The sequence below is a fragment of the Sphingobacterium bovistauri genome, assembly GCF_020295405.1.
Lineage (GTDB): Bacteria > Bacteroidota > Bacteroidia > Sphingobacteriales > Sphingobacteriaceae > Sphingobacterium > Sphingobacterium bovistauri.
In genome coordinates this window covers 1-22,534 of sequence record NZ_JADEYP010000016.1, presented here as the reverse complement: position 1 = coordinate 22,534, position 22,534 = coordinate 1, and the positions used below count along the sequence as shown (strand labels likewise).

The window sequence follows — 22,534 nt, the reverse complement described above, 5'->3', positions numbered from 1 at the left end:
AATAAATCCTGTAGGAGAATTACAGGATTTATTTTAAACTGAACTATACTTCAAATTTCTTTTGTAATAACGTATAAAACTTATCAACTGTTTGTGGTTTATCAGCCCAACCATTTTTAACAGCATAATTTGTTTGTAGGAAAGCATCTGCCTCAGCAAATGAATCAAATCGATTTAATAACTCTACTGCTTCACTATACGCCAAACTATAACCATTAAACAAATCTTTTATATACAATAGTTTATCATTCAAACTGACAGCAGTTTTCAAATCAACAACTTTTTCTTTGGCTGCAGACGTTTGAAACTGCTGAGTGACATTCACACCAGCTTGTTTCTGTTGATGAATTAATTCATTTATCGTTAAAGGACGAGCAACAGTTTCTTCAACAACAGAAGTTGCTTGTTGAACAGGCAATTCCACCTCCTTTGCAGGTAGTGTAACAGGAACAACTACTTCTTCCTGTTCTTCAACAAATAGAGTTTGCTCTATCTCATCATCAACAGATTCAACTATTTCTTCTTTTTTCGCAACAACTTGTGTTACATCGTTGTTACTAAAAGAAAATTCAGTTTGTTTTATTTCATCTGACTTTTCATTAAACGCCGGGAATTCCTCCTTAATTTCTTCAAAGACCTCTTGCTTATCAGCAGGTTTTAAAATCTCTGTAGCGGGAGTAAAAATATTCTTATTAGCTGGTTCTAGTTGTTTTGTTGACAACATATTATTTTGAATCTTCAACGCTTCAAAATATTTAGTCAATGAAGCTAAATTTGCTTCAAGTAAAGTCACCTCAACTGAGTCAATTTCAGTAGATTTTTTAATTTCAGTATATTGAGATTGTATATCTGCAAATAGATAGTCAATTTTTGAAAGTAATTGTCCTTTAGTTTTTGCCATGGATCTTTTATTTTGATTACGTAGTTAAACGGAAGACAACGTGGGAAACAAAAACTACTGATAATGATATAGTTTTGAAATCACGCTGCTTTTTATATATCAAAAATAAGATATAATTTCGATATTCGTATCGTCAAACGATGGATGATGTACAATTCTTTCAAGAATTATGCAATCTTCCTATACATTCAAAACTATGCTTTTTTCAGAAAATTATTTCAGCCAAAGAGACAGACAAGTGGGTAGCATTGAGGTGATTTGCGGGTCAATGTTTTCTGGTAAGACAGAAGAACTAATTCGTCGCATGAAAAGAGCACAATTCGCAAAATTACCTGTCGAAATTTTCAAGCCCGCTATTGATATCCGTTACGCCGAAAAAGAAGTCGTATCTCATGATAGTAATAGCATTCCTTCTACTCCTGTCGAACACTCATCGGCTATTTTGCTATTAGGTGGGGAAGCAAAAGTAATAGGCATTGATGAAGCTCAATTTTTTGATGATGAATTACCAAATGTGTGCATACAACTTGCTAACAAAGGAGTACGTGTCATAGTTGCTGGACTCGACATGGATTACCAAGGAAGGCCATTTGGACCAATGCCAAACATTATGGCTGTAGCAGAAGATGTATACAAAGTGCATGCTGTCTGTGTCAAATGTGGAGCACCGGCCAACTATTCGTATAGATTTACTAAAAATGATAACGTAGTGCTATTAGGCGAAAAAGAAAGTTACGAACCTAGATGTCGTCACTGCTATTTTCACAAAATAGATGAATAAACAAAAAAGACTTCGAATATTCGAAGTCTTTTTTGTTATAGTTGATTTACAATAAGTGGATCTAATGGCTTAATTTTAGAGCGGTAGCGATGTATTAATTTTCCATTTTCATCAATCAAAAATTTCTCAAAATTCCAGTTAATATCTCCCGAAAAATCAGGATTTGGCTGGCTTGTTAAGTATTTAAATAATGGATGTATATTATCTCCCTTTACATCTACTTTTTCAGCAATCAAAAATGTAACCCCATAGTTTTTTTCACAAAACTCAGCAATATCTTCATTACTGCCTGGCTCTTGATTACCAAAGTTATTGGCAGGAAATCCGATAACGACCAAATTCTTACCGTACTGCTTATGCAACTGTTCTAAATCTTTATACTGCGTCGTAAAACCACATTTTGAGGCTGTATTTACCAACAATATCTTTTTGCCTTTGAATTTTGAAAGTTTTACTTGTTCTCCATCTATAGATTTAAAAGAAAAATCATATACAGACGATGTTGGTAAAATCATATTCAGAATCATTAATAAAGTAATCATGAGCTAAAATTTAAATTGAAAAATTAGATGTTTCACGTTCGATTACATAATCGAACAAATCATAGATTGGACTCGCAAGAATTTTGCCAACAGTGACTCCATGAATCTGACATACTTGTCGTATATTCATATCAAATGTATAAGCCACTCTTCCGACAAAATTGCAAGAAAATTCCCAATAATTGGGATAAGTCATAATATTTGTGCGGACAAACTCATCAAACCCCTCGTTCAATAATTTGTCTATATATGGATGTGTGCGATGCTCAGACATAAAAGGAATAAAAGAAGCCAAATATGAATTAGGCCGCTCCTTTTGGTATACATTCTTAATTACACTATCCTTTGAAATTCGGTATTTTTCGGAGAATGCTTTAGCAATATCTCTTGGCATTTTACCATACAAAAAATGAGTTATTAACTTTTTACCAAACCAAGCTCCTGAGCCTTCATCACCCAGAACATATCCAATTCCGTGATGGCTTTGAAAAAGATTCTTACCGTCATAAAAACTAATATCCGATCCAGTACCTAATGTAGCAATAAGACCTTTGTCATTTTGCAATGTTGCATATGCAGCCCCCAACAAATCTGATTCTACTGAAATAAATGAATTAGGGAATAAAGTGGTTAATGCATTAGAAACTATCTCCCTACGATCTGGCGTAATACTGCCTGCTCCAAAAAAATAAACTTCTTTGATTTCTTCCGAATATGGAATAATCTCAGGCACGTCCTTCATTACCTTCTCAATTTCTTTTTCACTGACAAAGAAAGGATTCAATCCCTTTGTTTTAAAAAATAAAGGTTTGCTATCTGGAAGATTTAACATCCAATCCGAACTTGACGAACCACTATCCGCAACTAGTATCATTATCCTTAATTAGTTAATCTTTTGCTATTTCAAATATAAGAAATCCGTTGTTAGTTTTATGGGAATGTAATTGTATTATTATTAATATTTTGAACTCCATTGCATTAGTTCTACCTTTGGTTAAATTTATTTAAGCATACAAACATGGCAAAATCTATACATTTTGAATTATCTTTCTCTGAGCCACAAGCACATTATGTAGATGTCGAGATGCAAATACAGGGATTTAATGATCAAGCGTATATAGATGTTAAAATGCCTGTATGGGCTCCAGGTTCCTACCTTGTTCGGGAATATTCAAAAAACGTAGAGCGTTTAATAGCAAGGGATGATAATGGCAATATAATTCAATGCCAAAAAATCTCCAAAAATACTTGGCGTATTTCAAATCCTAAAGAAAAACTAAAGCTTTGCTATTCTGTCTATGGATTTGAAGTATCAGTACGAACTTCTTTCATAGATGATTCCAAGGCGTTTTTGAGTCCCGTTGGAACATTTATGTATATTGATGGTTATCTTCAGCACGAATCAACTGTCAAAGTGAACCTGTATAAGGATTGGAATAAAGTCTCAACAGGGTTAGAAAAGATTGGTGATAATCATACTTATTATGCACCTAATTTTGATATTTTATTCGATACACCATTTCAAATTGGAAATCAAGATACATGGTCTTTCGATGTAGATGGTATAATTCATGAATGCGCAATGGTTGGTCTAGCGGATTATGATAAAGTGCAATTAACCGAAGATATTACAAAAATTGTTCGCGAAGAAAATAAAATTTGGGGTTCAAATCCAAATAATTATTATCTATTTGTAACACACAACTACCAGAATGGTAGCGGCGGCTTAGAACATCTAAATTCAACAATACTGGCTGCTTCAAGATTTAGTTATTCACAAACTACATCCTATAAGAATTATTTAAGCCTTGTCGCTCATGAATATTTTCATTTGTGGCACGTGAAACGCCTACGTCCTAAAGAACTTGGACCTTTTGATTACGAAAGTGAAAACTACACAACCGGACTATGGATTATTGAGGGGTTCACTTCATATTATGATAACCTAATTATTCGTCGTTGTGGAATTTTTGATGAGACTGAATATTTGCAAAAATTAGCCTTTGAATTCAATAATGTTTATAATCGACCAGGCTATTTGTATCAAAGCGCTGCCGCATCAAGTTTTGACACCTGGATTAAGCAGTATCGACCTGATGAAAATTCTCAAAATGTAGCTATCTCTTATTACAATAAAGGGGCTATGCACGCTGTCTCGATGGATATTCTAATTATTGCTAAGACGAATGGTGTTAAGCGTCTTGATGATGTAATGAAAGCAGCCTACGAACATTTCTATCTGATTGAAAATAGAGGTTTTGAAGAAGATGAATTCCAAAATTTATCCGAAGAAGTAACAGGTGTAAAGCTTGACGATATTTTCAAAGCAGCGCATAGTACTGAAGATATTGACTATAATCAATATTTTAATCTAGTAGGATACGAACTTGTAGATAGAGCCGAAGATCAAGACCATCAATCGTTGGGAATTAAGATTGGTAGCAATGAAGGACATACGGTAATCAAAAATGTAGACCGCGATTCTGCGGCTTGGATTTCAGGACTTAATGCTGGTGATGAACTGATTGCAATAAATAATCACCGAATTGAAATCAACGGCAAAGCATTAGATTATGTATTATCAAATGCCAAAGAAGGTGAAAGCGTACAGATTTTGATTTCAAGAGATGGATTAATTAAAGAAATTCAAGTAAAATTAATTGCTTCTGCTAAAAAATCTTACAGTATTCAACGATTAAAAAACGCATCAGCTGAACAAAGGCTACTCGGAGATATTTGGTTATCTCTAAATATTTTATAAAAAGTAAAGGGTTTTCAAATTTGAAAACCCTTTACTTTTTATATTTTAAAATTTGTATCGAATAGAAAAACCAATAGGATCAAATACTCGTATTGTAGACTCCTGCACGAAATCAAAATATGGTTTGACATCTAATGATAATGAAATTGGCGCCGTAGGCAAACTATACTCCACTCCCACTATACCATCTATACTTAAAGACAATTCAGTAGTTTTTGGAATATGTACCCCCTCATTACTTGTAAATGCTTTATACGTATAATTACCAATACTACCTCCAAAACCATAATACCAACTAAAATTTTCCAATGGCAATTCTTTATGGTATTGATATAAACCTACCAATCTAAAAGTACTAGAAGTGGAATTACTTCTCATACTTAAGATTCCTTCCAATGCTCTATTTTCAGCAAGCGTATAGCGATAGTTGACACCAGATGCTGAGCCAAAACGTAGACCGACAGCATGTTGACTTGACAATTGCGCAGACGCTTCCTTCCCCATTAGGATAGCTGCGGCTATTAAAAAAATATTACGAAGTGTTTTTTGCATATTTATATAGAATTGTATTTCATCAAAAATACTATTATTTAAGTTTTATAGCTAAATAATAATTGTAAAGGAATGTTAATTCGTATTTTTCATAATAGTTTCTTTGTTTCTAAATAAAAAACACTTAAATTTATTATGCTAACATAGCTTTATAATAACCACTTATAAAAATAAATTCTTTTACCATGAGTAAACCTACGAGATTATTCGACTTTATTAAAAATGACATTGACACGGCTGGTCGTAACTTAAAACTTGCAAAACGAGTTAATGGCGGCTGGAAAATGTATGATAAGACTGAAATTTTAGATATCATTGACAATCTCAGTAAAGGTCTTATTTTGAAAGGAGTAAAAAAAGGTGATAAAATAGCATTAATGTCAGGAAATAGGCCTGAATGGAATTTTATAGACTTTGCCTGTAATCAATTAGGTGTAGCTCTGATTCCATTATACCCCACTCTATCGGCACAAGATCTATCGTATATCGTCAAAGATGCTGAAGCTAAGTTATTATTTGTGAGCAATCAAGATCTTATCACGAAAGTCGAAAAAGCTGTATCGGATAACAATTTGGACATAGATATATATACACTGGACGAAGTCCCAAATCATAAGCAGTACATCCAATTAATAAATGAGGGCAAGGAGCAAAATATTGATTTAAAGGTATATAATGACGCTGTTGACCCAAATGACTTATTAACATTAATTTATACTTCAGGAACGACTGGTAAACCAAAAGGGGTATATTTGACTCATAAAAATCTTATAAGCAATGTCAGTGCATGTTCCCCCTTGTTAACTGACGATATCAATAAAGCATTAAGTTTTCTACCGTTATGTCATATCTTCGAGCGTATGGTTGTTTATATGTACATTTCAAAAGGAGTACATGTATACTATGCCGAAAATTTGGATAACATAGTAGCAGATATTAATGAGGTAAAACCTGAAGTATTCACGACTGTACCACGCGTGTTAGAAAAAGTATACGATAAAATTATTGAGAAAGGCAAAGCATTAACGGGAATAAAAAAATCTCTATTCTTTTGGGCTGTAGCATTAGGACATCAATTTCAAGAGCCCAAACAAAATGGCGTATGGTATAATATAAAACTAGGAATAGCACGCAAACTCATTTTTTCGAAGTGGCAGCAAGCATTAGGTGGAAACATAAAATTTATTATTTCGGGTGGAGCTGCATTGCAGCAACGACTAGCAAGAATATTCTGGGCCGCAGACATAAAGATATTAGAAGGCTATGGTCTGACGGAGACATCTCCGGTAATTGCAGTCAATTCTTGGGATGAAAATGATGTTAAGTTTGGATCTGTAGGTCGTGTGTTGAAAAACTTGGATGTTAAAATTGCAGAAGATGGTGAAATATTGGTAAAAGGTCCGTCAATTACTGCAGGATATTATAAAAATGATGAGGCGACTAAAGAAACTATCGATGAAAATGGCTATTTACATACAGGAGATATTGGAGAATTGACATCGGATGGCTTTTTGAAAATTACAGATCGTAAAAAAGAAATTTTCAAAACAGCAGGAGGAAAATATATTGCCCCACAGGTAATGGAAAACAAATTGATGGAATCTGTACTAATTGGTCAGGTCATGATTATAGGTGAAAACAAAAAATTCCCTGCTGCATTAATTGTTCCTGCTTATGAGGAGCTTGAAAAATATTGCAAAATAAAAGGCATAAATTTTGATTCACGAGATTCTATTCTTAATAACCCTCAAGTTCTTGAAAAGTATCAACAAGAAATCGACAAGGCAAATGAAAACTTTGGACACTGGGAAATGGTTAAAAAATTTGTATTATTGCCTAAAGAATGGACTATTGATAATGGTGAACTAACACCAAAATTATCATTGAAAAGAAAGATTATTCTTCAAAAGAATGAAGAAGAAATCAATAAAATATATGCAGAATAGAAACGCAAATAAAATACAAAAAGAGTCCTTTATAGAAAAAATAAAAGGTTTTGGTAAATTATTGATTAATGCTGCAATAGGATTTGACGAAGACAGGTGTATGAAACTTGCTGCTTCATTGGCTTATTATACCGTTTTTTCTATTGGCCCGCTTATAATTATTTTGATATGGGCTTTAGGTTTTTTCTATGGTGGTCAAATTGAAGGTCCTGATGGCGCTCAAGGTAAAGTTATTAGTGAACTAAATGGCATCTTTGGCCAAGAAATCGCTAAACTTTTGGACAATGCTGTAAAACAAATCTCTTTGGAAAATAAATCAAGTATAGGCTTGATCATTGGTATCGTTACACTTGTGATAACATCAACAACTATTTTTGTAGATATCCAGAATTCCATAAATATGATTTGGAAAGTAAAAGCTAAGCCTAAGAAAGGATGGCTGAAACTTATCATCAACAGATTAATTTCATTTTCAATGATTTTAGGACTAAGTTTTTTATTAATGGCATCATTATTAATAAGTAGTATTATAGGGATCATTACTAAAAATATAGAGCTCGTCTTTGATAAATGGAATCTTCAACATTTTGATATAGCATTTTGGAATTTGATAAACAATGGCGTAACATTTTTAGTAATCGCAACGCTATTTGGATTTATCTTTGCTTTTCTTCCTGACGCCAAAGTTCGTTTTAAAGATATTTTAGGAGGATCGATTTTTACAACACTTTTATTTATGTTGGGAAAATATGGAATCTCATTATATCTATCGATAAACGCTACAGCTACAGCCTATGGCGCAGCCGGTTCAATTATCATCCTTTTAGCTTTTGTCTATTATTCAGCAGCGATACTCTATTACGGAGCCGAATTTACCAAAGAATATGCTATAAAATATGGCAATGGAATTATGCCAAATTCTTATGCAGTCTTGGTGAAACAAACTGAATTAGAGATTGATCCAGACACAGGAATACGTGAGTTAGTAAAAAAACATAACGAGCCTATTCAATAGTGAAGGATCAAGGTGTTAATTATATGTTATTGGCAGGATTTTTCTTTGCCATTATGAATGTATGCGTCAAATTGGTCACTCACCTTCCGACATTAGAGGTTGTATTATTTCGAAGTCTATTTAGCTTCGTTGTCACTTATTATTATCTACGTAAGAATAATATACCAGTTTTTGGCAACAATATCCCCGTATTAACCATGCGTGGTATTGCTGGATGCTTAGGGTTAATAGGCTCCTTTTACACTTTACAACATATACCATTAGCTTCAGCTGTAACAATCAATTATCTATCACCATTTTTCACAGCTATATTGGGGATATTTATTGTAAAACAAAAAATCCGATCTATTCAATTTCTCTATTTCGCAATATCAATTTTTGGTGTGTTCTTACTTAAAGGTTTTGATTTTAGAATCACGACCTTAGATCTTACCATCGGCTTGGGTGCAGCATTATTTGCAGGACTTGCATATAATATGATCTCCAAAAGCAAAGGTAGTGAGCATCCATTGGTGGTTATTTTTTACTTCCCTCTACTCACTATACCTATAGTTGGTATCTACAGTATTTTCCATTGGAAAACTCCAATCGGTATAGACTGGCTATACCTTCTACTGATAGGCATTACTGCACAAGTTGCACAATACTATATGACACTATCCTACCAATCGGCAAATCTCTCAAAAGTAGCCAGTCTTAATTATTTAGGAGTCATTTATGCATTCGGATTCGGTTATATCTTTTTTGAAGAGGCTTTTGATAGCAAAACTTTATTGGCAATTGTAATTATTGCTATAGGAGTTATTTTAAACATACTGCATAATAATGCACAACAGGTTTCTGTAATAAAAACTAAATAAATCTATTAAATAAATTATTTTTTAATATTAAATTAATTTAATAAATTTAAGTTAAAATAACACAACCTAAAACAACAATGAAAAAATTATTATTAGGCATATTAATTCTATTCTCATTAGCCATCACAATTGTTTGCATAGAACAATGCACTGTTGAAAACCTGAAATCTATAGATGAAAAAAGCTCATTAAATGTTAAATAATATTTGAACAGATAATAAACATAGAAATTTCGAAGTCTAAGTGAATATATCTAATTTTTAAAATGAACAAGGAGTGAATCTTTCGACTCACTCCTTGTTCATTTTATACTTTCAATATGATCTAATTCACTTGATAATTAAATACTGTACGTCCAATACGTCCAGCGTTATCCATACCCTCTACCACCACCTTGTATTTACCATTACCATCAGCATTATAAAACTCTAACACAGCTTTTCCATTCTCATCCAATTCAACAGTTGGATTCCAATAGATCGTAGTTCTGTAATCATTTGTTGCCTTTTGTTGATCTGTCTCGTATTTAGGAGCATAGAACTTACGTTCCTTAATGTAACCCAACGGGAATAAATCAATCACATTTGATTTTGGCAGCATTGCTTCTATTTGAGCTAATGTCATTCGAGGACCTTTCGGCTTTTCCTTTTTTGTAATAATTGATACTACACCATCATTTTGGTATAATCTACTTACCGTACCCAAATCATCCCTAGTAAAAATTTCTATAGCTTCAATCTCTGTTGGAACAATAGAATTTAAAGTGTTTTCGTCAATAGGCATTCCATTTAAAAAGAATTGTACAGGAACACGGCTGCCTTGATTATAACCTCTTGTTAGGTAATATTTCAACGTGTTAGAATCATAAGTCACACCTGTCAACATCGTATTCAAACACATTGTCAGCACGTTGCACCCATTTAATCGCTCTCCCTCGATCCTATGATCTGCCATAGATAATCCTGATAGAGAAGAGAACTCTTTACTTGTTCTTTGCTCTTTACGAGTTGCTGTTACTGTTACTTCATCAATTAAAATTGAAGTTCTAAACTCATTTTTACTATTAGCCAAATAACTTGACATTTCCTTATCGATATTTAAGATGTCATTTGCTTTGTAAGGGTTGTTTTCATCAATTGACGGAAAAAACGATTGATCCATATTAATGACAATATTGCGGAAATTATCATTACTACGGGCATTTATAGTCACTTTCACAGAATCTGGAAAGTTTAGGTTTTCAAAAAGAAAGCGTCCGTTATTATCTGTATAAGTATCCTTTTTAAATCCACGTGCAGGAATTGACAATAATAATCCACCATTTGGATATGTACGACCTGTATTCAAACGTAATGTACCAGAAAGCACGATCCCTTGCTCAGGTAAAAAATTGATTTTGGGATATTTTTCTGCTACTAAATCATCGTACGAAAATCTACGGAAGCCTTGTGTCATCAGTAAAGCATCCAATGCGTCTTTTCGGTTGGCTACTTTTTCATCAAAATAATAATTTGGCTTTTCAACAAATCCAGCTAAATCTGATGTCAACAACAAATTACTTATAATGGTATTTTCTTGAAGTTCATCAAAAGGTACTTTTGCCTCATCAATAACAGAAATAGAAAGATTGGTAGCTACTTTTTCACGTGTTAAATTAGTTAGATCCAACACTACTTTATCCTTTCTTTGATAAGCTGATTTATCTGTTTTGACTTGAAGGTTCAAACGCTCACCAAATTCATTAAATACCAGACGCTCACTTATAGCCTTCCCCTGTGCGGTCATCAGCGTAAATTGAACAACACCACTTGGTAATTCAGCAATTGGGACATTGATGACAGAACTCGCGTTTTTAATACTGATCTGAGCACCGTAAATCAAGTTTCCATTCATTTGTCCGAAAATATAAAAAGGTTGAGCTTGAATTTTACTTAAATATGTATCATTTGTAATGATTTCAAGTTGTGTCGCTTCAGCTGTTAGGGCTTTTAAAGTTAAATTGATTCCCTCTGCTTTAACAGGCGGAAGATCATAGGTACGCTCTTTCCCATCAATAGTAACTACAGCTTTATATGTCTCTCCAGCAATTGGTGTAAAATTCACGTAACCCATTCCCAAGCCCAAATCTTCAAACTCTATGATTGAAGATTTTTTGGCATTGACAATCTTTCCTTTTACTCGTATTGATTTACCATTAGAATCAATAGCTTTAAATGCAATTCGCTTTTCCACGCCGGCTAGTAAATCACCTCCCTCCGGAAAAAACTGCATATCATATTCAGTCAAGGCATTTTTTAAAGGAAAATCCCCTACCATCGCAGTTTCCCCATCAATTTTAACGATCAAACGCCCCTTTTTAAAAAGTTCCTTTTCCTTTGCAGAAAAAGAAATATTTGCACGCCCCATATCATCGGTTTCACCTTTTCCTTTATCAAATGGATCCCATCCATCGATTGCCTCCCACGTCAATTTCTTTCTCGACAGCAATCCCCCATTACTATCTCGGAACTGAATAGTAGCTTTAGTCTTATTACCATCAGTAACATATGAAACTTCAGAACCTAATTTTTTATTAATAGCGTCACCAACTGTTATTATCTTATTAAAAAGATAATCTACATTGAAATTCATCATCCACTTGGTGTACGCTCTAAATCGGTAATTATCTTGTTTAATGACTTGTGGATCTAAAACAAAAAAACCTTCTCCTCCATTATTTTTTAAAGGCAATCGTAAGGTTTGAATTAATGAATCTCGACCGTTTACGATATCAACATAGGCAATTTTACTTGGTTGATATTCCAGTTGATTTGTATACAAATAAGTCTTGAACCATAAGGTGTCACCTACTGCATAATAGGGCTTATCAAAATGGAGATGAACCTTCTCTACGGGATAAACACCTAAATATTTTTGAACCCGCTCTACTACTGTATTTATAGGAATACGAGGTATTTCTTGTGCTTTTAACGAGTTGATTTGAATAATTAATAAAAAGAATACGGAAACTACAAGGTTTATCTTTTTCATCTATACATGCATTTAGCTAAAAATACAAATTTTAAAATTCTTTGAAACATAAAGAAGCTATTATAGTTTCTTTTTAACACTTTTTACAACAAAGGAGCTAATAATCGACATATAGAATCGGCTGCCCTCTTCCATTGAGGACGAGATTTCCACATACGAATAGTTAATAATTTTGAATCCTGTTTGTCGATTTCGAATTGATTAGATAGTTGTTCCGCAAATATAGGTTCAGAGACTACTGCAGCAATCTCATAATTGATGTAAAAACTACGTATATCTAGATTTACAGTACCCACAAAGGATAACTTATTGTCAATAACGGCTGTTTTAGCATGTAAAAATCCCTTATTATAAAGATACACTTTCACCCCTCGTTCCAACAGTGGTTTCAAAAAAGAAAATGATGCATGTTGCACAAAAAAGGAGTCTGATTCACTTGGCACCATTAATTCTACTTCAACTCCTGCTGCTGCTGCTACAATTAAGGCGCGCTCCAACTCTTCACTTGGTATATAATATGGAGTACATAATTGGATTTTTTCACTTGCCTCTCCAATTGCGATAAGCAGAGCTTCCATGTTAAAAGGTCCTAACGATGCTGGATCACTCGAAACAAACCCCACGCCAGCATTTCCATTCACTTCACTATTATCTTGTAACGCTTGCAAATAATCATCTTCTAAATAAAAAGTTTCACCATCAGTCTGATTCCAAGAATTCCAGAATGACACTTGCAATAAATTCACCGCTAAACCTTTCACTCTAAGCGATGTATCGCGCCAATACACTTTATTAGTAATATCTAAATTATTAATGTACTTATCTGAAATATTAATACCTCCTACATAACCAACACGACCGTCAATAACACAAACTTTACGATGATTTCGGTAATTAGAATTAGCAAGAGATGTAAACGTCACGGGTAGAAACGGATGAAAATCAATTTGAGAATCCTTCACCTTTCGCATATATTTCACTAAATCAGGAGACCCAAAGCTATCCACAACAAGTCTTACCCTCAAACCTAGACTTGCCTTCTCTTCTAATAGGTTTAATATCTCTAGACCAATGACGTCCAACTCAAAAATATAATATTCCATATGTATGGAATGTTTTGCTGAAGCCAAATCTTGCCTTAAGGAAGCAAATTTTTGTTCACCATTGATTAACAGCTTTACATCGTTATTCAAAGTCGGAGATGATAATCGCTCCTTTTTCATTAATCGATAAACTTTGGACAAATCGCCTATTTCATTATGGATATCTCTAATGAAAGATTCAATAATAGGATCTATTTCTTTCCATTTTTTTTCGAGACGTATGGCCTGTTGCCTATTAAGTCGTTTTATTTTCTTGACCTTAACAAACTTCTGCCCAAAAAAATAATATAAAATCAGACCGATAAAAGGGACGAATATAATTACCAAAATCCATGCTACAGTCTTCGTTGGATTTCTATTTTCGATTAGAATAGCACTGATTATCCCTACATAAAGAATAAGCAAGGGCACCCAATACCAATTGATGACAAAATCTAAAAAAGGTTTTAATTGTTCTATTTGCATACGTAATAGACTCTACTCTCTAAACTAAATATAGCATATAAAAAACAAAGCCTACAAAAAAATTGTAGGCTTTGTTTTTTATATGATTCTTTCTTTGTCCCATTTTTCTAAATAATCACCCACACGTCGTAAGAACATACCTCCCAATGCCCCATCAATCACTCGGTGATCATAAGACATCGTCAAATACATCATATGACGAATAGCAATCACATCGCCATCTTCAGTTTCAAGGACAGCAGGTTTTTTTGTAATTGAACCGACAGCAAGAATAGCTGCTTGCGGTTGATTGATAATTGGCATACCTAAAATATTACCAAATGCTCCAATATTCGTAAATGTAAAAGTACCTCCTTGTGTATCATCTGGATTCAACTTGTTCGCACGTGCTCGGTTTGCTAAATCATTGACAGACTTGCTCAATCCTACTAAACTCAATTGATCCGCATCTTTTATTACAGGAACAATTAAATTGCCTGAAGGTAAAGCTGCTGCCATACCAATATTAATATGTTTGCGCTTAATAATTTTATAACCATCCACTGAAACATTAACCATTGGAAAATCTTTCAATGCCTTACTAATAGCTTCAATTATAAGAGGGCTGAAAGTAATGTTTTCGCCTTCACGCTTTTTATAAGAATCTTTTACTTTATTTCTCCAATTCACCAAATTCGTCACGTCTGCCTCAACTACCGAAAAAACATGAGGGGAAGTATGAATACTTTGAACCATATGATCTGCGATTAGACGACGCATACGATCCATTTCTATAATTTCATCACCATTCATACTCTTCACGATTTGTGCGGGAGTAGACTGAGCATGAGATGGCTTTATGACCTGATCATGCAATATGTTTGATTGTTGTGGTGCTACAACATTATTTGAAATCGATCCACTCGAGCGGGCTGCAATAAAATCAAATACATCTTGTTTAGTAACTCTACCCTCAGATCCTGATCCTACAATAATGTCTAATTCAGCCTGCGACACATTTTCTTGCTGCGCTATACTACGAACCAAAGGGGAATAAAAACGGCCGTCAGAAGTTATTGCTTCTTTAACAGGAGTTTCTTGATCCGAAGATAATTTCGCTAAACCTGGAATTTCAAATTCATCAGAATTATTATTTATATTTTCTTTAGAAGTCGTCGAAGTAACGATTTTATCTTCTATAACATCTTCACTATCTCCCTCTATTTCTATCAAAGCAATTGCATCGCCAACCTGAGCAACAGTACCTTCTTCAAATAGAAATTCTTTCAATACGCCATTCACGGACGAAGGTACTTCAGAATCTACTTTATCAGTAGCAATCTCTGCAATAGTTTCATCTTCTTTAACAAAATCACCAATGGATTTTACCCATTTTGTGATTGTCGCTTCCGACACACTCTCACCCATTTTTGGAAGAATCAACTTGTATATTGCCATATTATTTTGCGATTTATGTTACTAAATTAAATAATTAGGAATAGAATCCCTAAAAACAAAATATAATTTTTTAAAACTAAAATTACACAGAAGTATATTTCTAATTACCTCTCTCTTTTATATACATATTCCAAAGCATAGCAAAGGCATTAGCTACAGTACGTTCAATATTTATCAAGCGATCATTATGAAATTGAAACAATCTTGTTTGTGTCTCAACACGACCACTAATAGCCACCCAGACAGTACCAATAGGTTTTTCTGGCGTACCTCCTCCTGGACCTGCTATTCCACTTGTAGCTATAGAATAATCAGCATTCGCTAACTTTTTCACACCTTCGGCCATCTCTATTACAGTCTGCTCACTTACTGCTCCGAATTTTTTTAAGGTCTCCTCTTTTACACCTAAAATTTGTTGTTTAATCGTATTTTGATAAGCCACAATTCCGCAATCAAACATAGCACTTGCACCGGATACCGCTGTAATTGCACTTGAAATCCGTCCACCAGTACAACTTTCTGCTGTAGCCAATTTAATGTTATCCTCTGCAAAATGTTCAACAATTGCTTCTTCAATTGTGACATCTTTTGTTGACACAACATGATTATCTAATCTTTCGATAAGCTTTTCATGAAATACATCAATCTTATCATCCGAATTACCATATTGGGTCAAACGTAATCGCACTAATCCCAATTTTGGTAAATATGCTAATTTAATAGTGGGTGGGAGTGAATTTTCGATATCTTCGATTTTGGCTGCAAGAAATGACTCTCCCAATCCGATCGTAATCAAATGACGGTGTTTAATAAGTAAATGTGTATCTAACTGCCCTAGTTTAGGTAGGATACGATTTGTCATTAGATATTTCATTTCAAACGGCACCCCTGGCATAAAAACAAATATCTTACCCTCTCGTTCAATCCACATTCCAGGAGCAGTACCAACGTCATTAAACAACACCTCACAACCTTCTATCACATCAGCTTGACGCATATTGACTTCTGGCATTTCCCTCCCCGATGCCACACGCGCAAATATCCCTTCTACATGTGTTAAAACACTTTGGTTTCTAACTAAAGGTTTTCCAAAAAAAGCAGAAATAGTTTCTTTTGTAACATCGTCTTTGGTAGGTCCAAGTCCACCTGTTACAATTACTAATTCAGCTCTACTTGCGGCCTGGACAAGTGTTTCAGTAATTTTTTCGGCTAAATCTGAAATAGAAGTAATCTGCACAACAGGAATATTGAGCAGATTCAATTGATTACCAATCCAAGCAGAATTAGAATCAACGATTTGTCCTATTAATATCTCGTCACCTATGGTTATGATTTCAGCATTCATAACACATAGTTAGTAAAAAAAAAATTAATAAGAATAATGACTGTTACGTTTTGTGAGTTTCAAATCTTGAAGCACCGATGCTTTTGCTCGGATTGTGATATTATAACTTTGAAATCTACCAAATGGAACCCAGCCAACGGACATATCCCAACAGTGTAAATCACGATAAATTGAAAAATTAGTCATCGCAATTTCATTCCTTCTAATATCGTAACCTGAGTTAAATTGAATTTTCCACTTCGGTGTTACATTTACATCTCCATGTAAGTTTACCGTAGCCGTATAATCACTTCGCTCACGTCTCACGTCTTGGTCAAAACGTGTAAAATATTGTAGACTAAATGAACCTGATAAATTCCATGGAATATTAAAATCAACAAATGCATTAGGATCCCTGCTGATTCTTGACAATGCCTCAGACTGTTCCTTGGTCATATTAGGCATTTGATTTCGCATTGAATCCAAATTATTATTACGACTCTTGTTCGCATCCGGGTTAAAGCTATAATCGAATGAAAGACCAAAATTAGTCAATCTTGCTAATTTCCCATCTTTCATCGTAAATCGATCAATACGTTGGCCTCTACTGTCCAATACATAGGGGTCAAATGTACCATTGAAATTTAGATTTATCTTTTCTTTAAACAAGCTTGTCCGCCCTGAAAAAGAAATTGTTGACAATTTCAATGAATCTGCAGCAAAATTATAATTTCCACTAAAAGTTAACCCTTGAATAATTGGGATCTTTTTAAAAGCTTCCTTGTCTGTGTCAGAACTATCACTTTTATTTCTAATTTTTGCTTCAATATTGTTATCTACTGAAAACCCTATACCCATTGATTTCCCTGAAGACGGCCCTCCGAAAATAGCTCCTTCGAAAATAGAATAATCAGCTAATCTACCATCCTTGTCTGTCCATTCTCTATAAAAACCATATTTAGGATCACCAAAGTCTGGTCTATAATTAAAGTTAATAGATGGTGTTATGACGTGACGAATTGCTTCAATTTTACCAATTTTTCGATCCATAATACCATATACTTTTGTAGACAAACCACTCGACATAGAATAATCATAAGCACGACGGAAACCACCAACGGTATCCTTTACATTGATATATCCATTTAACTCATTTGCTCTATAATTACGAATAGATTGCAGATACCATCTTTCCGTATAATTTACTGAAGTATTAAATTGAAAATGTTTGAACGCATTCAAACTCAAACTTACAGGAATGTTATGTTGAAAACCATTGGTAAACTGTTGTAAAGTTTGTTTGCTAAATATTGTTGAATCACCTGTAGACAATGAGTTTCTACCTTGTAAGCTATAACCAACTGTTATACGTTGATACCATTTCTGTTCACCTACACGATCTTTGGAATCAAAAGGGTTAAAAGTTGATACGTTCAATGCAAACTGAGGTAATTCTAAATCTACTTTACCCGTAGACATGTCTTGACGGTGTGTCGCACTTGAAGTAAAATTCACCTTACCGTCTGCAAACACTTTACCATAACTAATTGAAGATGACATATTGTTACGTGTCAACTGCTCATAATTATATGTACTTCCTGCTCCTGAATTTTGGAAGTATGATGAAGTACCAAAGTTGACTGAGGCAGAGAAAGACGTACCAGGATTAGCTTCCTGTCTTTGAGTATGCGTCCAAGTGACGTTAAAATCTTTAGCTCTTTTAAAACTTTCCGATCCTTCGACACCTGTCGGGGTAGAAGCAAATCGAAGATTAAAACCTCCGCTATATTTGTAGTTTACCAAATAATTAGTACGAATAGAAGACTCCCATGCACCTTTGGAATAAAAAGACCCTCTTAATTCAGAATCCCAATAATCATTAAAGGTTAAATACCATCCAAAATCACGCAAACCAAATCCCCTTGTCACATCATCACCAAACGAAGGAAATAAAAAACCAGATTGTTTTTTATTAGTCTTAGGAAAAAAACCAAAAGGTACTGTTAAAAATTTGAAAGGAATACCTTGAACAACCAAGTGCGGCCATTCAGCAATTACCTGCTTCGAGGTGATCAAACCTTTAGGTATGGCTATACCAAAATGTGTATGCGGAAATGGTAGATCACACGTACTGTACATCGCATGTTTGATAGACATCTCGTCATAAATATTTTTACGAAGCACACGTGCTTGAATATACCCCCCATCTTCCTCTGTCATAATACCGAAAGTTTTACCTTCTTGCGTCTTATAATTATATAACAGGGAGTCAACTGCCTTGGGGGTCTCATTTGGAAATAATACGACTGGTCGTCCCACATATTTCCCAGTATGATCCTTTACACCGCTGGCATAAAGCATATTTGTATTTCGATCCAAGCGGATATAATCTGCAGAAAGTTCAAATTCTTGATATTTAACCTTGGCACCACTATACAAATGAATTACATTTTTACTAACCTCATTCCATGCAGAATCATTTGCTACTATTGTGACCACAGTTTCAAGCCCACTATCATTTTTCATCACGACAGTATCTTTACCTATCGAAGCTTTTAAAAAATTAGTAGATGTATCCGCAACAGATTTCGTAGTATCTTGAACAGAAATATTTGAATTCTGCGAACGAATCATTTGCGAATAACTTACACCTATTCCCATAAAAAGGAATACCCAAACACATAAAATACTCGTTAGCGTCTTCAAATTGAATTTCTTATAATTATTTTAGCGCAAAAATAAACTATTAACATCAAAAATAGTCAAAAAAGACCTAGATAAAGGTGATATTTTTTTGAATAAAAATTTATACATTATCTTTGTCCGCGAACAGTTTTTGAATCATCACACAAAAATGTTAAAAAAACAAAAATGAAATTTATAAATAGTGTTAAATATATAAGTACCTCTTTATTAGCTGCCGTCTTAATTTGTACGTTATCTTCATCAAATGTAAGCCCACAAGAACCCAGCGATCCACCCAAGAAAACATTCACTGTCGTACTTGATCCAGGTCATGGTGGTGCTGCTTTGGGCGCTGTAGGTCGAAAATCAAAAGAAAAAGATATTGTATTAGATATATCATTAAAGCTAAAGAAAGATTTAGAAGAAAAATTAGGCATTAATGTGTTACTAACAAGAAGCACCGATGTCGATGTAGCATTCCGTACCCGTTCAGAAATAGCAAATAAAAATCACGCTGATTTATTTGTTTCTATTCATGCCAATTCTGCAAATAACGCAAGACGCAAAAACCCTCAGGTAACTGGAACAGAAACACTTGTACTAGGTTTCCATCGGATGAATGAGCAAGATGTGGCTATTCGAGAGAATGCTGACATGCTTTTAGAAGACAATTATGAAGAAAATAATGCCGATTTAATAGGATTTGACCCTAAAGACCCGTCATCATATATCGTTTTTAAAGTGATGAAACGTCAATACCGTGACCGCAGTATACGTTTAGCATCGTTAATTCAAAATGAATTTATCACCTCTAATAGACCTAATAGAGGTGTGAAGGAACAAGGCTTAGCTGTATTATCGCGTGCTAGTATGCCTGCTGTGTTAACAGAAATAGGCTTTATATCAAGCCCTACGGAAGAGGATTATATGCTTTCTGAAGAAGGACAGGCTGAAATAGTAAAAAACCTTACAGAAGCAATTAAGAACTATAAAGTCGCTGTAGCAAAATAATACTATTCAAATATATTATTTTTACAAATAAATTAATTCAATAAAAATAGATGAAGGTAACTGCAAGTAAACTCTTAATAGTAACATTTGGAATAAGCTTATTCACTTTAATAAGTAGCTTCACTATCTCATCTACCAATAGTATTTCTTCATCACCTCCCATTACAAAAGGCAGAATAATTGTACTTGATGCTGGTCATGGTGGAAAAGATCCTGGCGCAATAGGAAAACTTTCACGTGAAAAAGTAATTGCACTAGATATAGCTTTAAAACTTGGAAAAAAACTTGAGGCTGAAATTCCAGGCACTAAAGTGATCTATACACGCAAAACAGATATTTATCCAAACCTCTATGAGCGTCCAGCATTAGCCAATAAACAGCATGCGGACTTATTTGTTTCTATACACTTAAATTCAGGAGGTGAAACAACACGACGTGTCAAAAATAAGAGAGGCAAATGGGTAACACAAAAAGTAACGAACACATCAGCTAAAGGCACTGAAACATTTGTATTGGGATACAATAGCATGGTAAATCAAGATGTAGCAATTAGGGAAAATGCTTCAATACTATTGGAAGATAATCATGAAGAAAATTACGGTGGTTTTGACCCAAAAGACCCTTCATCATACATCGTCTTTAAAGTCCTAAAAAGAAAATACCGTGACCAGAGTATTCGATTGGCAAAGTTAATGCAAACTGAATATAGAAAGGCGGGTCGAGGTGACAGAGGAATTAAAGAGGGTCCATTTGCTGTTTTAAAGACAGCAGGAATGCCGGCCGTATTAACAGAAGTTGGATTTATCAGTAATTCTGAAGAAGAAAGGTATTTAATGTCTGATAAAGGACAACAGGAAATTGTTAATAGCTTATTCAACGCAATTAAAAAGTTCTAATTTTAATTCAATAACTAAACATTTTATATCTTTAAGGTGTTATATGTATATTCATATAGAATCTAAACAAGGTAAAATTGAAATTATCTAACGAAACTAAAGTTGGCGCACTGACGGCTATCGCTATAGCATTATTATTTATCGGATACAGTTTTTTAAAAGGGAACGATGTTTTTAGTTCAGAAAACATGTTTTATACTGACTATGACAATGTTGATGGATTGGCCGTATCAAATCCTGTCTTAGTAAATGGCTTTAAGATAGGTCGTGTCTCCAAAACCACATTATTAGACAACGGCAAAATACGTACAGAATTTAAAATTCAAGACGATTATAAAATTCCTTCAAACACAATAGCAAGAATCTCAAATGACGGATTTTTGGGCGGAAAAGTTATTGTATTTGATATTGGGAATAGTAAAACATATGCACAAGATGGCAGTCCACTACAATCAGATGTACAAGCTAATTTATTGCAAAAAGTAGAACCTTTGCAAAAGAAAGTTGAAGATTTGGTCGTAAAACTAGATTCAGTATTATCGGCAGTTAATACAGCATTAGATGATGAATTTCAACGAGATTTCAAATCTAGCTTACACAGTATATCTATTTCTTTGAAAAATGTAGAAAAAATTACCACAGATGTCGAAGGTTTGATGGGATCTGAAAGGGTTCGCTTGGCTAAGATCATGCAAAACCTAGAATCAATAACGAATAACTTTAAAAATAACAGTAGCCGTATCAATAAAATAATGGAAAACCTTGACAACCTGTCATCTGATCTGTCACAAACTGAAATAAAAGCAACTGTAGACAATGCCAATAAGGCAATGAAGGATTTACAAGCTATCACTGATAAGATTAATAAAGGCGAAGGCTCAATAGGATTACTAGTAAACGATGACAAATTGTACAATAATCTAAATAACGCTTCAGAAAACTTAGACCAACTGGTTCATGACCTCAAGACAAATCCAGGAAAGTATTTAAAAATATCCATTTTTGGCAAGAAAGACACAAAATAAAAAAGATCCCTGAGGTTACTCGAGGGCACTGAAAAAGTCCCCTTTTAGATTGGGCTAAAAAAAGGAGTGGAAAACAACAGTTTTCTGCTCCTTTTTTCGTATCTTAAAGTAGGTTTTAACGGACATCAGGATGCTTTCTACCCAACAAAAAATACATTTCAGTTCCTATTCAGGATTGTACGATATCATTGTTCCAAAAG

17 protein-coding genes are annotated in these 22,534 nt (G+C 34.1%); 8 read left to right on the top strand and 9 right to left on the bottom strand.

The window, feature by feature from the left end; all coding sequences use genetic code 11:
* Positions 1–43 precede the first annotated feature (43 nt).
* Positions 44–901, bottom strand: coding sequence for a hypothetical protein (locus IPZ78_RS09770; protein WP_225553164.1), 858 nt, complete (start codon positions 899–901; stop codon positions 44–46).
* A 196-nt stretch (positions 902–1,097) separates the two neighbouring features.
* On the opposite strand from IPZ78_RS09770, the gene IPZ78_RS09765 reads away from it, so the two are divergent.
* A complete protein-coding gene (locus tag IPZ78_RS09765; protein WP_225553162.1) occupies positions 1,098–1,682 on the top strand; it encodes a thymidine kinase in 585 nt (194 codons plus the stop codon).
* A 35-nt stretch (positions 1,683–1,717) separates the two neighbouring features.
* Here IPZ78_RS09765 and IPZ78_RS09760 read toward each other — a convergent pair whose 3' ends face one another.
* Both IPZ78_RS09760 and IPZ78_RS09755 read right to left on the bottom strand, forming a co-directional pair.
* On the bottom strand, positions 1,718–2,224 hold the full coding sequence (locus IPZ78_RS09760) for a glutathione peroxidase (protein ID WP_225553160.1): 507 nt from the start codon (positions 2,222–2,224) through the stop codon (positions 1,718–1,720).
* A 10-nt stretch (positions 2,225–2,234) separates the two neighbouring features.
* Positions 2,235–3,098 carry an N-acetylglucosamine kinase gene (locus IPZ78_RS09755; RefSeq protein WP_225553159.1) on the bottom strand — a complete coding sequence of 288 codons (864 nt, stop codon included), beginning with the start codon at positions 3,096–3,098 and terminating at the stop codon, positions 2,235–2,237.
* Between the two features lie 144 nt (positions 3,099–3,242).
* Between IPZ78_RS09755 and IPZ78_RS09750 the strand changes: the two genes are divergently transcribed.
* Complete coding sequence (locus tag IPZ78_RS09750; RefSeq protein ID WP_225553157.1) at positions 3,243–4,985, top strand: M61 family metallopeptidase; 1,743 nt, start codon at positions 3,243–3,245, stop codon at positions 4,983–4,985.
* A gap of 45 nt (positions 4,986–5,030) precedes the next feature.
* Here the strand turns inward: IPZ78_RS09750 and IPZ78_RS09745 are convergent, their stop codons facing one another.
* Entirely contained in the window at positions 5,031–5,537 is a 507-nt protein-coding gene (locus IPZ78_RS09745; protein ID WP_225553154.1) for a hypothetical protein, read from the bottom strand.
* A 185-nt stretch (positions 5,538–5,722) separates the two neighbouring features.
* On the opposite strand from IPZ78_RS09745, the gene IPZ78_RS09740 reads away from it, so the two are divergent.
* Genes IPZ78_RS09740 through IPZ78_RS09730 form a run of 3 tightly spaced genes read left to right on the top strand, consistent with a single transcriptional unit; the run spans position 5,723 to position 9,358 of the window.
* Complete coding sequence (locus IPZ78_RS09740; RefSeq protein ID WP_225553153.1) at positions 5,723–7,483, top strand: AMP-dependent synthetase/ligase; 1,761 nt, start codon at positions 5,723–5,725, stop codon at positions 7,481–7,483.
* Positions 7,449–8,498: a YihY/virulence factor BrkB family protein gene (locus IPZ78_RS09735; RefSeq protein WP_225553151.1), complete on the top strand. Its 1,050-nt coding sequence runs from the start codon at positions 7,449–7,451 to the stop codon at positions 8,496–8,498. Before IPZ78_RS09740 ends, IPZ78_RS09735 begins: the two co-directional genes overlap by 35 nt.
* Positions 8,498–9,358 (top strand): DMT family transporter, encoded by an 861-nt coding sequence (locus tag IPZ78_RS09730; RefSeq protein ID WP_225553149.1) that lies wholly within the window; start codon positions 8,498–8,500, stop codon positions 9,356–9,358. Before IPZ78_RS09735 ends, IPZ78_RS09730 begins: the two co-directional genes overlap by 1 nt.
* Before the next feature lie 324 nt (positions 9,359–9,682).
* On the opposite strand, the gene IPZ78_RS09725 is transcribed toward IPZ78_RS09730, so the two are convergent.
* The 5 genes from IPZ78_RS09725 to IPZ78_RS09705 all read right to left on the bottom strand — a co-directional run bounded on the left by IPZ78_RS09725 (position 9,683) and on the right by IPZ78_RS09705 (position 19,423).
* Complete coding sequence (locus IPZ78_RS09725) at positions 9,683–12,388, bottom strand: alpha-2-macroglobulin family protein (RefSeq protein WP_225553147.1); 2,706 nt, start codon at positions 12,386–12,388, stop codon at positions 9,683–9,685.
* A gap of 83 nt (positions 12,389–12,471) precedes the next feature.
* Positions 12,472–13,956 carry a cardiolipin synthase gene (cls, locus tag IPZ78_RS09720; protein ID WP_225553144.1) on the bottom strand — a complete coding sequence of 495 codons (1,485 nt, stop codon included), beginning with the start codon at positions 13,954–13,956 and terminating at the stop codon, positions 12,472–12,474.
* Between the two features lie 78 nt (positions 13,957–14,034).
* Positions 14,035–15,393 (bottom strand): dihydrolipoamide acetyltransferase family protein, encoded by a 1,359-nt coding sequence (locus tag IPZ78_RS09715; protein WP_225553142.1) that lies wholly within the window; start codon positions 15,391–15,393, stop codon positions 14,035–14,037.
* A 100-nt stretch (positions 15,394–15,493) separates the two neighbouring features.
* A complete protein-coding gene (locus tag IPZ78_RS09710) occupies positions 15,494–16,738 on the bottom strand; it encodes a competence/damage-inducible protein A (RefSeq protein WP_225553141.1) in 1,245 nt (414 codons plus the stop codon).
* A 24-nt stretch (positions 16,739–16,762) separates the two neighbouring features.
* Positions 16,763–19,423 carry a putative LPS assembly protein LptD gene (locus IPZ78_RS09705; RefSeq protein WP_225553139.1) on the bottom strand — a complete coding sequence of 887 codons (2,661 nt, stop codon included), beginning with the start codon at positions 19,421–19,423 and terminating at the stop codon, positions 16,763–16,765.
* 165 nt (positions 19,424–19,588) lie between these two features.
* On the opposite strand from IPZ78_RS09705, the gene IPZ78_RS09700 reads away from it, so the two are divergent.
* The 3 genes from IPZ78_RS09700 to IPZ78_RS09690 all read left to right on the top strand — a co-directional run bounded on the left by IPZ78_RS09700 (position 19,589) and on the right by IPZ78_RS09690 (position 22,334).
* The gene (locus IPZ78_RS09700) at positions 19,589–20,413 is read left to right on the top strand and encodes an N-acetylmuramoyl-L-alanine amidase family protein (protein ID WP_225553137.1); all 825 of its coding nucleotides are present in this window, start codon (positions 19,589–19,591) and stop codon (positions 20,411–20,413) included.
* Positions 20,414–20,463: 50 nt separating this feature from the next.
* Positions 20,464–21,309 (top strand): N-acetylmuramoyl-L-alanine amidase family protein, encoded by an 846-nt coding sequence (locus IPZ78_RS09695; RefSeq protein ID WP_225553135.1) that lies wholly within the window; start codon positions 20,464–20,466, stop codon positions 21,307–21,309.
* A gap of 77 nt (positions 21,310–21,386) precedes the next feature.
* A complete protein-coding gene (locus IPZ78_RS09690) occupies positions 21,387–22,334 on the top strand; it encodes an MlaD family protein (RefSeq protein ID WP_225553132.1) in 948 nt (315 codons plus the stop codon).
* Positions 22,335–22,534 lie beyond the last annotated feature (200 nt).

What these genes read in the sequence shown, in the direction of transcription:
- IPZ78_RS09770 (WP_225553164.1), bottom strand. Translation starts at nt 901, where the DNA reads ATGGCAAAAACTAAAGGACAATTACTTTCAAAAATTGACTATCTATTT.
- IPZ78_RS09765 (WP_225553162.1), top strand. Translation starts at nt 1,098, where the DNA reads ATGCTTTTTTCAGAAAATTATTTCAGCCAAAGAGACAGACAAGTGGGT.
- IPZ78_RS09760 (WP_225553160.1), bottom strand. Translation starts at nt 2,224, where the DNA reads ATGATTACTTTATTAATGATTCTGAATATGATTTTACCAACATCGTCT.
- IPZ78_RS09755 (WP_225553159.1), bottom strand. Translation starts at nt 3,098, where the DNA reads ATGATACTAGTTGCGGATAGTGGTTCGTCAAGTTCGGATTGGATGTTA.
- IPZ78_RS09750 (WP_225553157.1), top strand. Translation starts at nt 3,243, where the DNA reads ATGGCAAAATCTATACATTTTGAATTATCTTTCTCTGAGCCACAAGCA.
- IPZ78_RS09745 (WP_225553154.1), bottom strand. Translation starts at nt 5,537, where the DNA reads ATGCAAAAAACACTTCGTAATATTTTTTTAATAGCCGCAGCTATCCTA.
- IPZ78_RS09740 (WP_225553153.1), top strand. Translation starts at nt 5,723, where the DNA reads ATGAGTAAACCTACGAGATTATTCGACTTTATTAAAAATGACATTGAC.
- IPZ78_RS09735 (WP_225553151.1), top strand. Translation starts at nt 7,449, where the DNA reads ATGAAGAAGAAATCAATAAAATATATGCAGAATAGAAACGCAAATAAA.
- IPZ78_RS09725 (WP_225553147.1), bottom strand. Translation starts at nt 12,388, where the DNA reads ATGAAAAAGATAAACCTTGTAGTTTCCGTATTCTTTTTATTAATTATT.
- cls (WP_225553144.1), bottom strand. Translation starts at nt 13,956, where the DNA reads ATGCAAATAGAACAATTAAAACCTTTTTTAGATTTTGTCATCAATTGG.
- IPZ78_RS09715 (WP_225553142.1), bottom strand. Translation starts at nt 15,393, where the DNA reads ATGGCAATATACAAGTTGATTCTTCCAAAAATGGGTGAGAGTGTGTCG.
- IPZ78_RS09710 (WP_225553141.1), bottom strand. Translation starts at nt 16,738, where the DNA reads ATGAATGCTGAAATCATAACCATAGGTGACGAGATATTAATAGGACAA.
- IPZ78_RS09700 (WP_225553137.1), top strand. Translation starts at nt 19,589, where the DNA reads ATGAAATTTATAAATAGTGTTAAATATATAAGTACCTCTTTATTAGCT.
- IPZ78_RS09695 (WP_225553135.1), top strand. Translation starts at nt 20,464, where the DNA reads ATGAAGGTAACTGCAAGTAAACTCTTAATAGTAACATTTGGAATAAGC.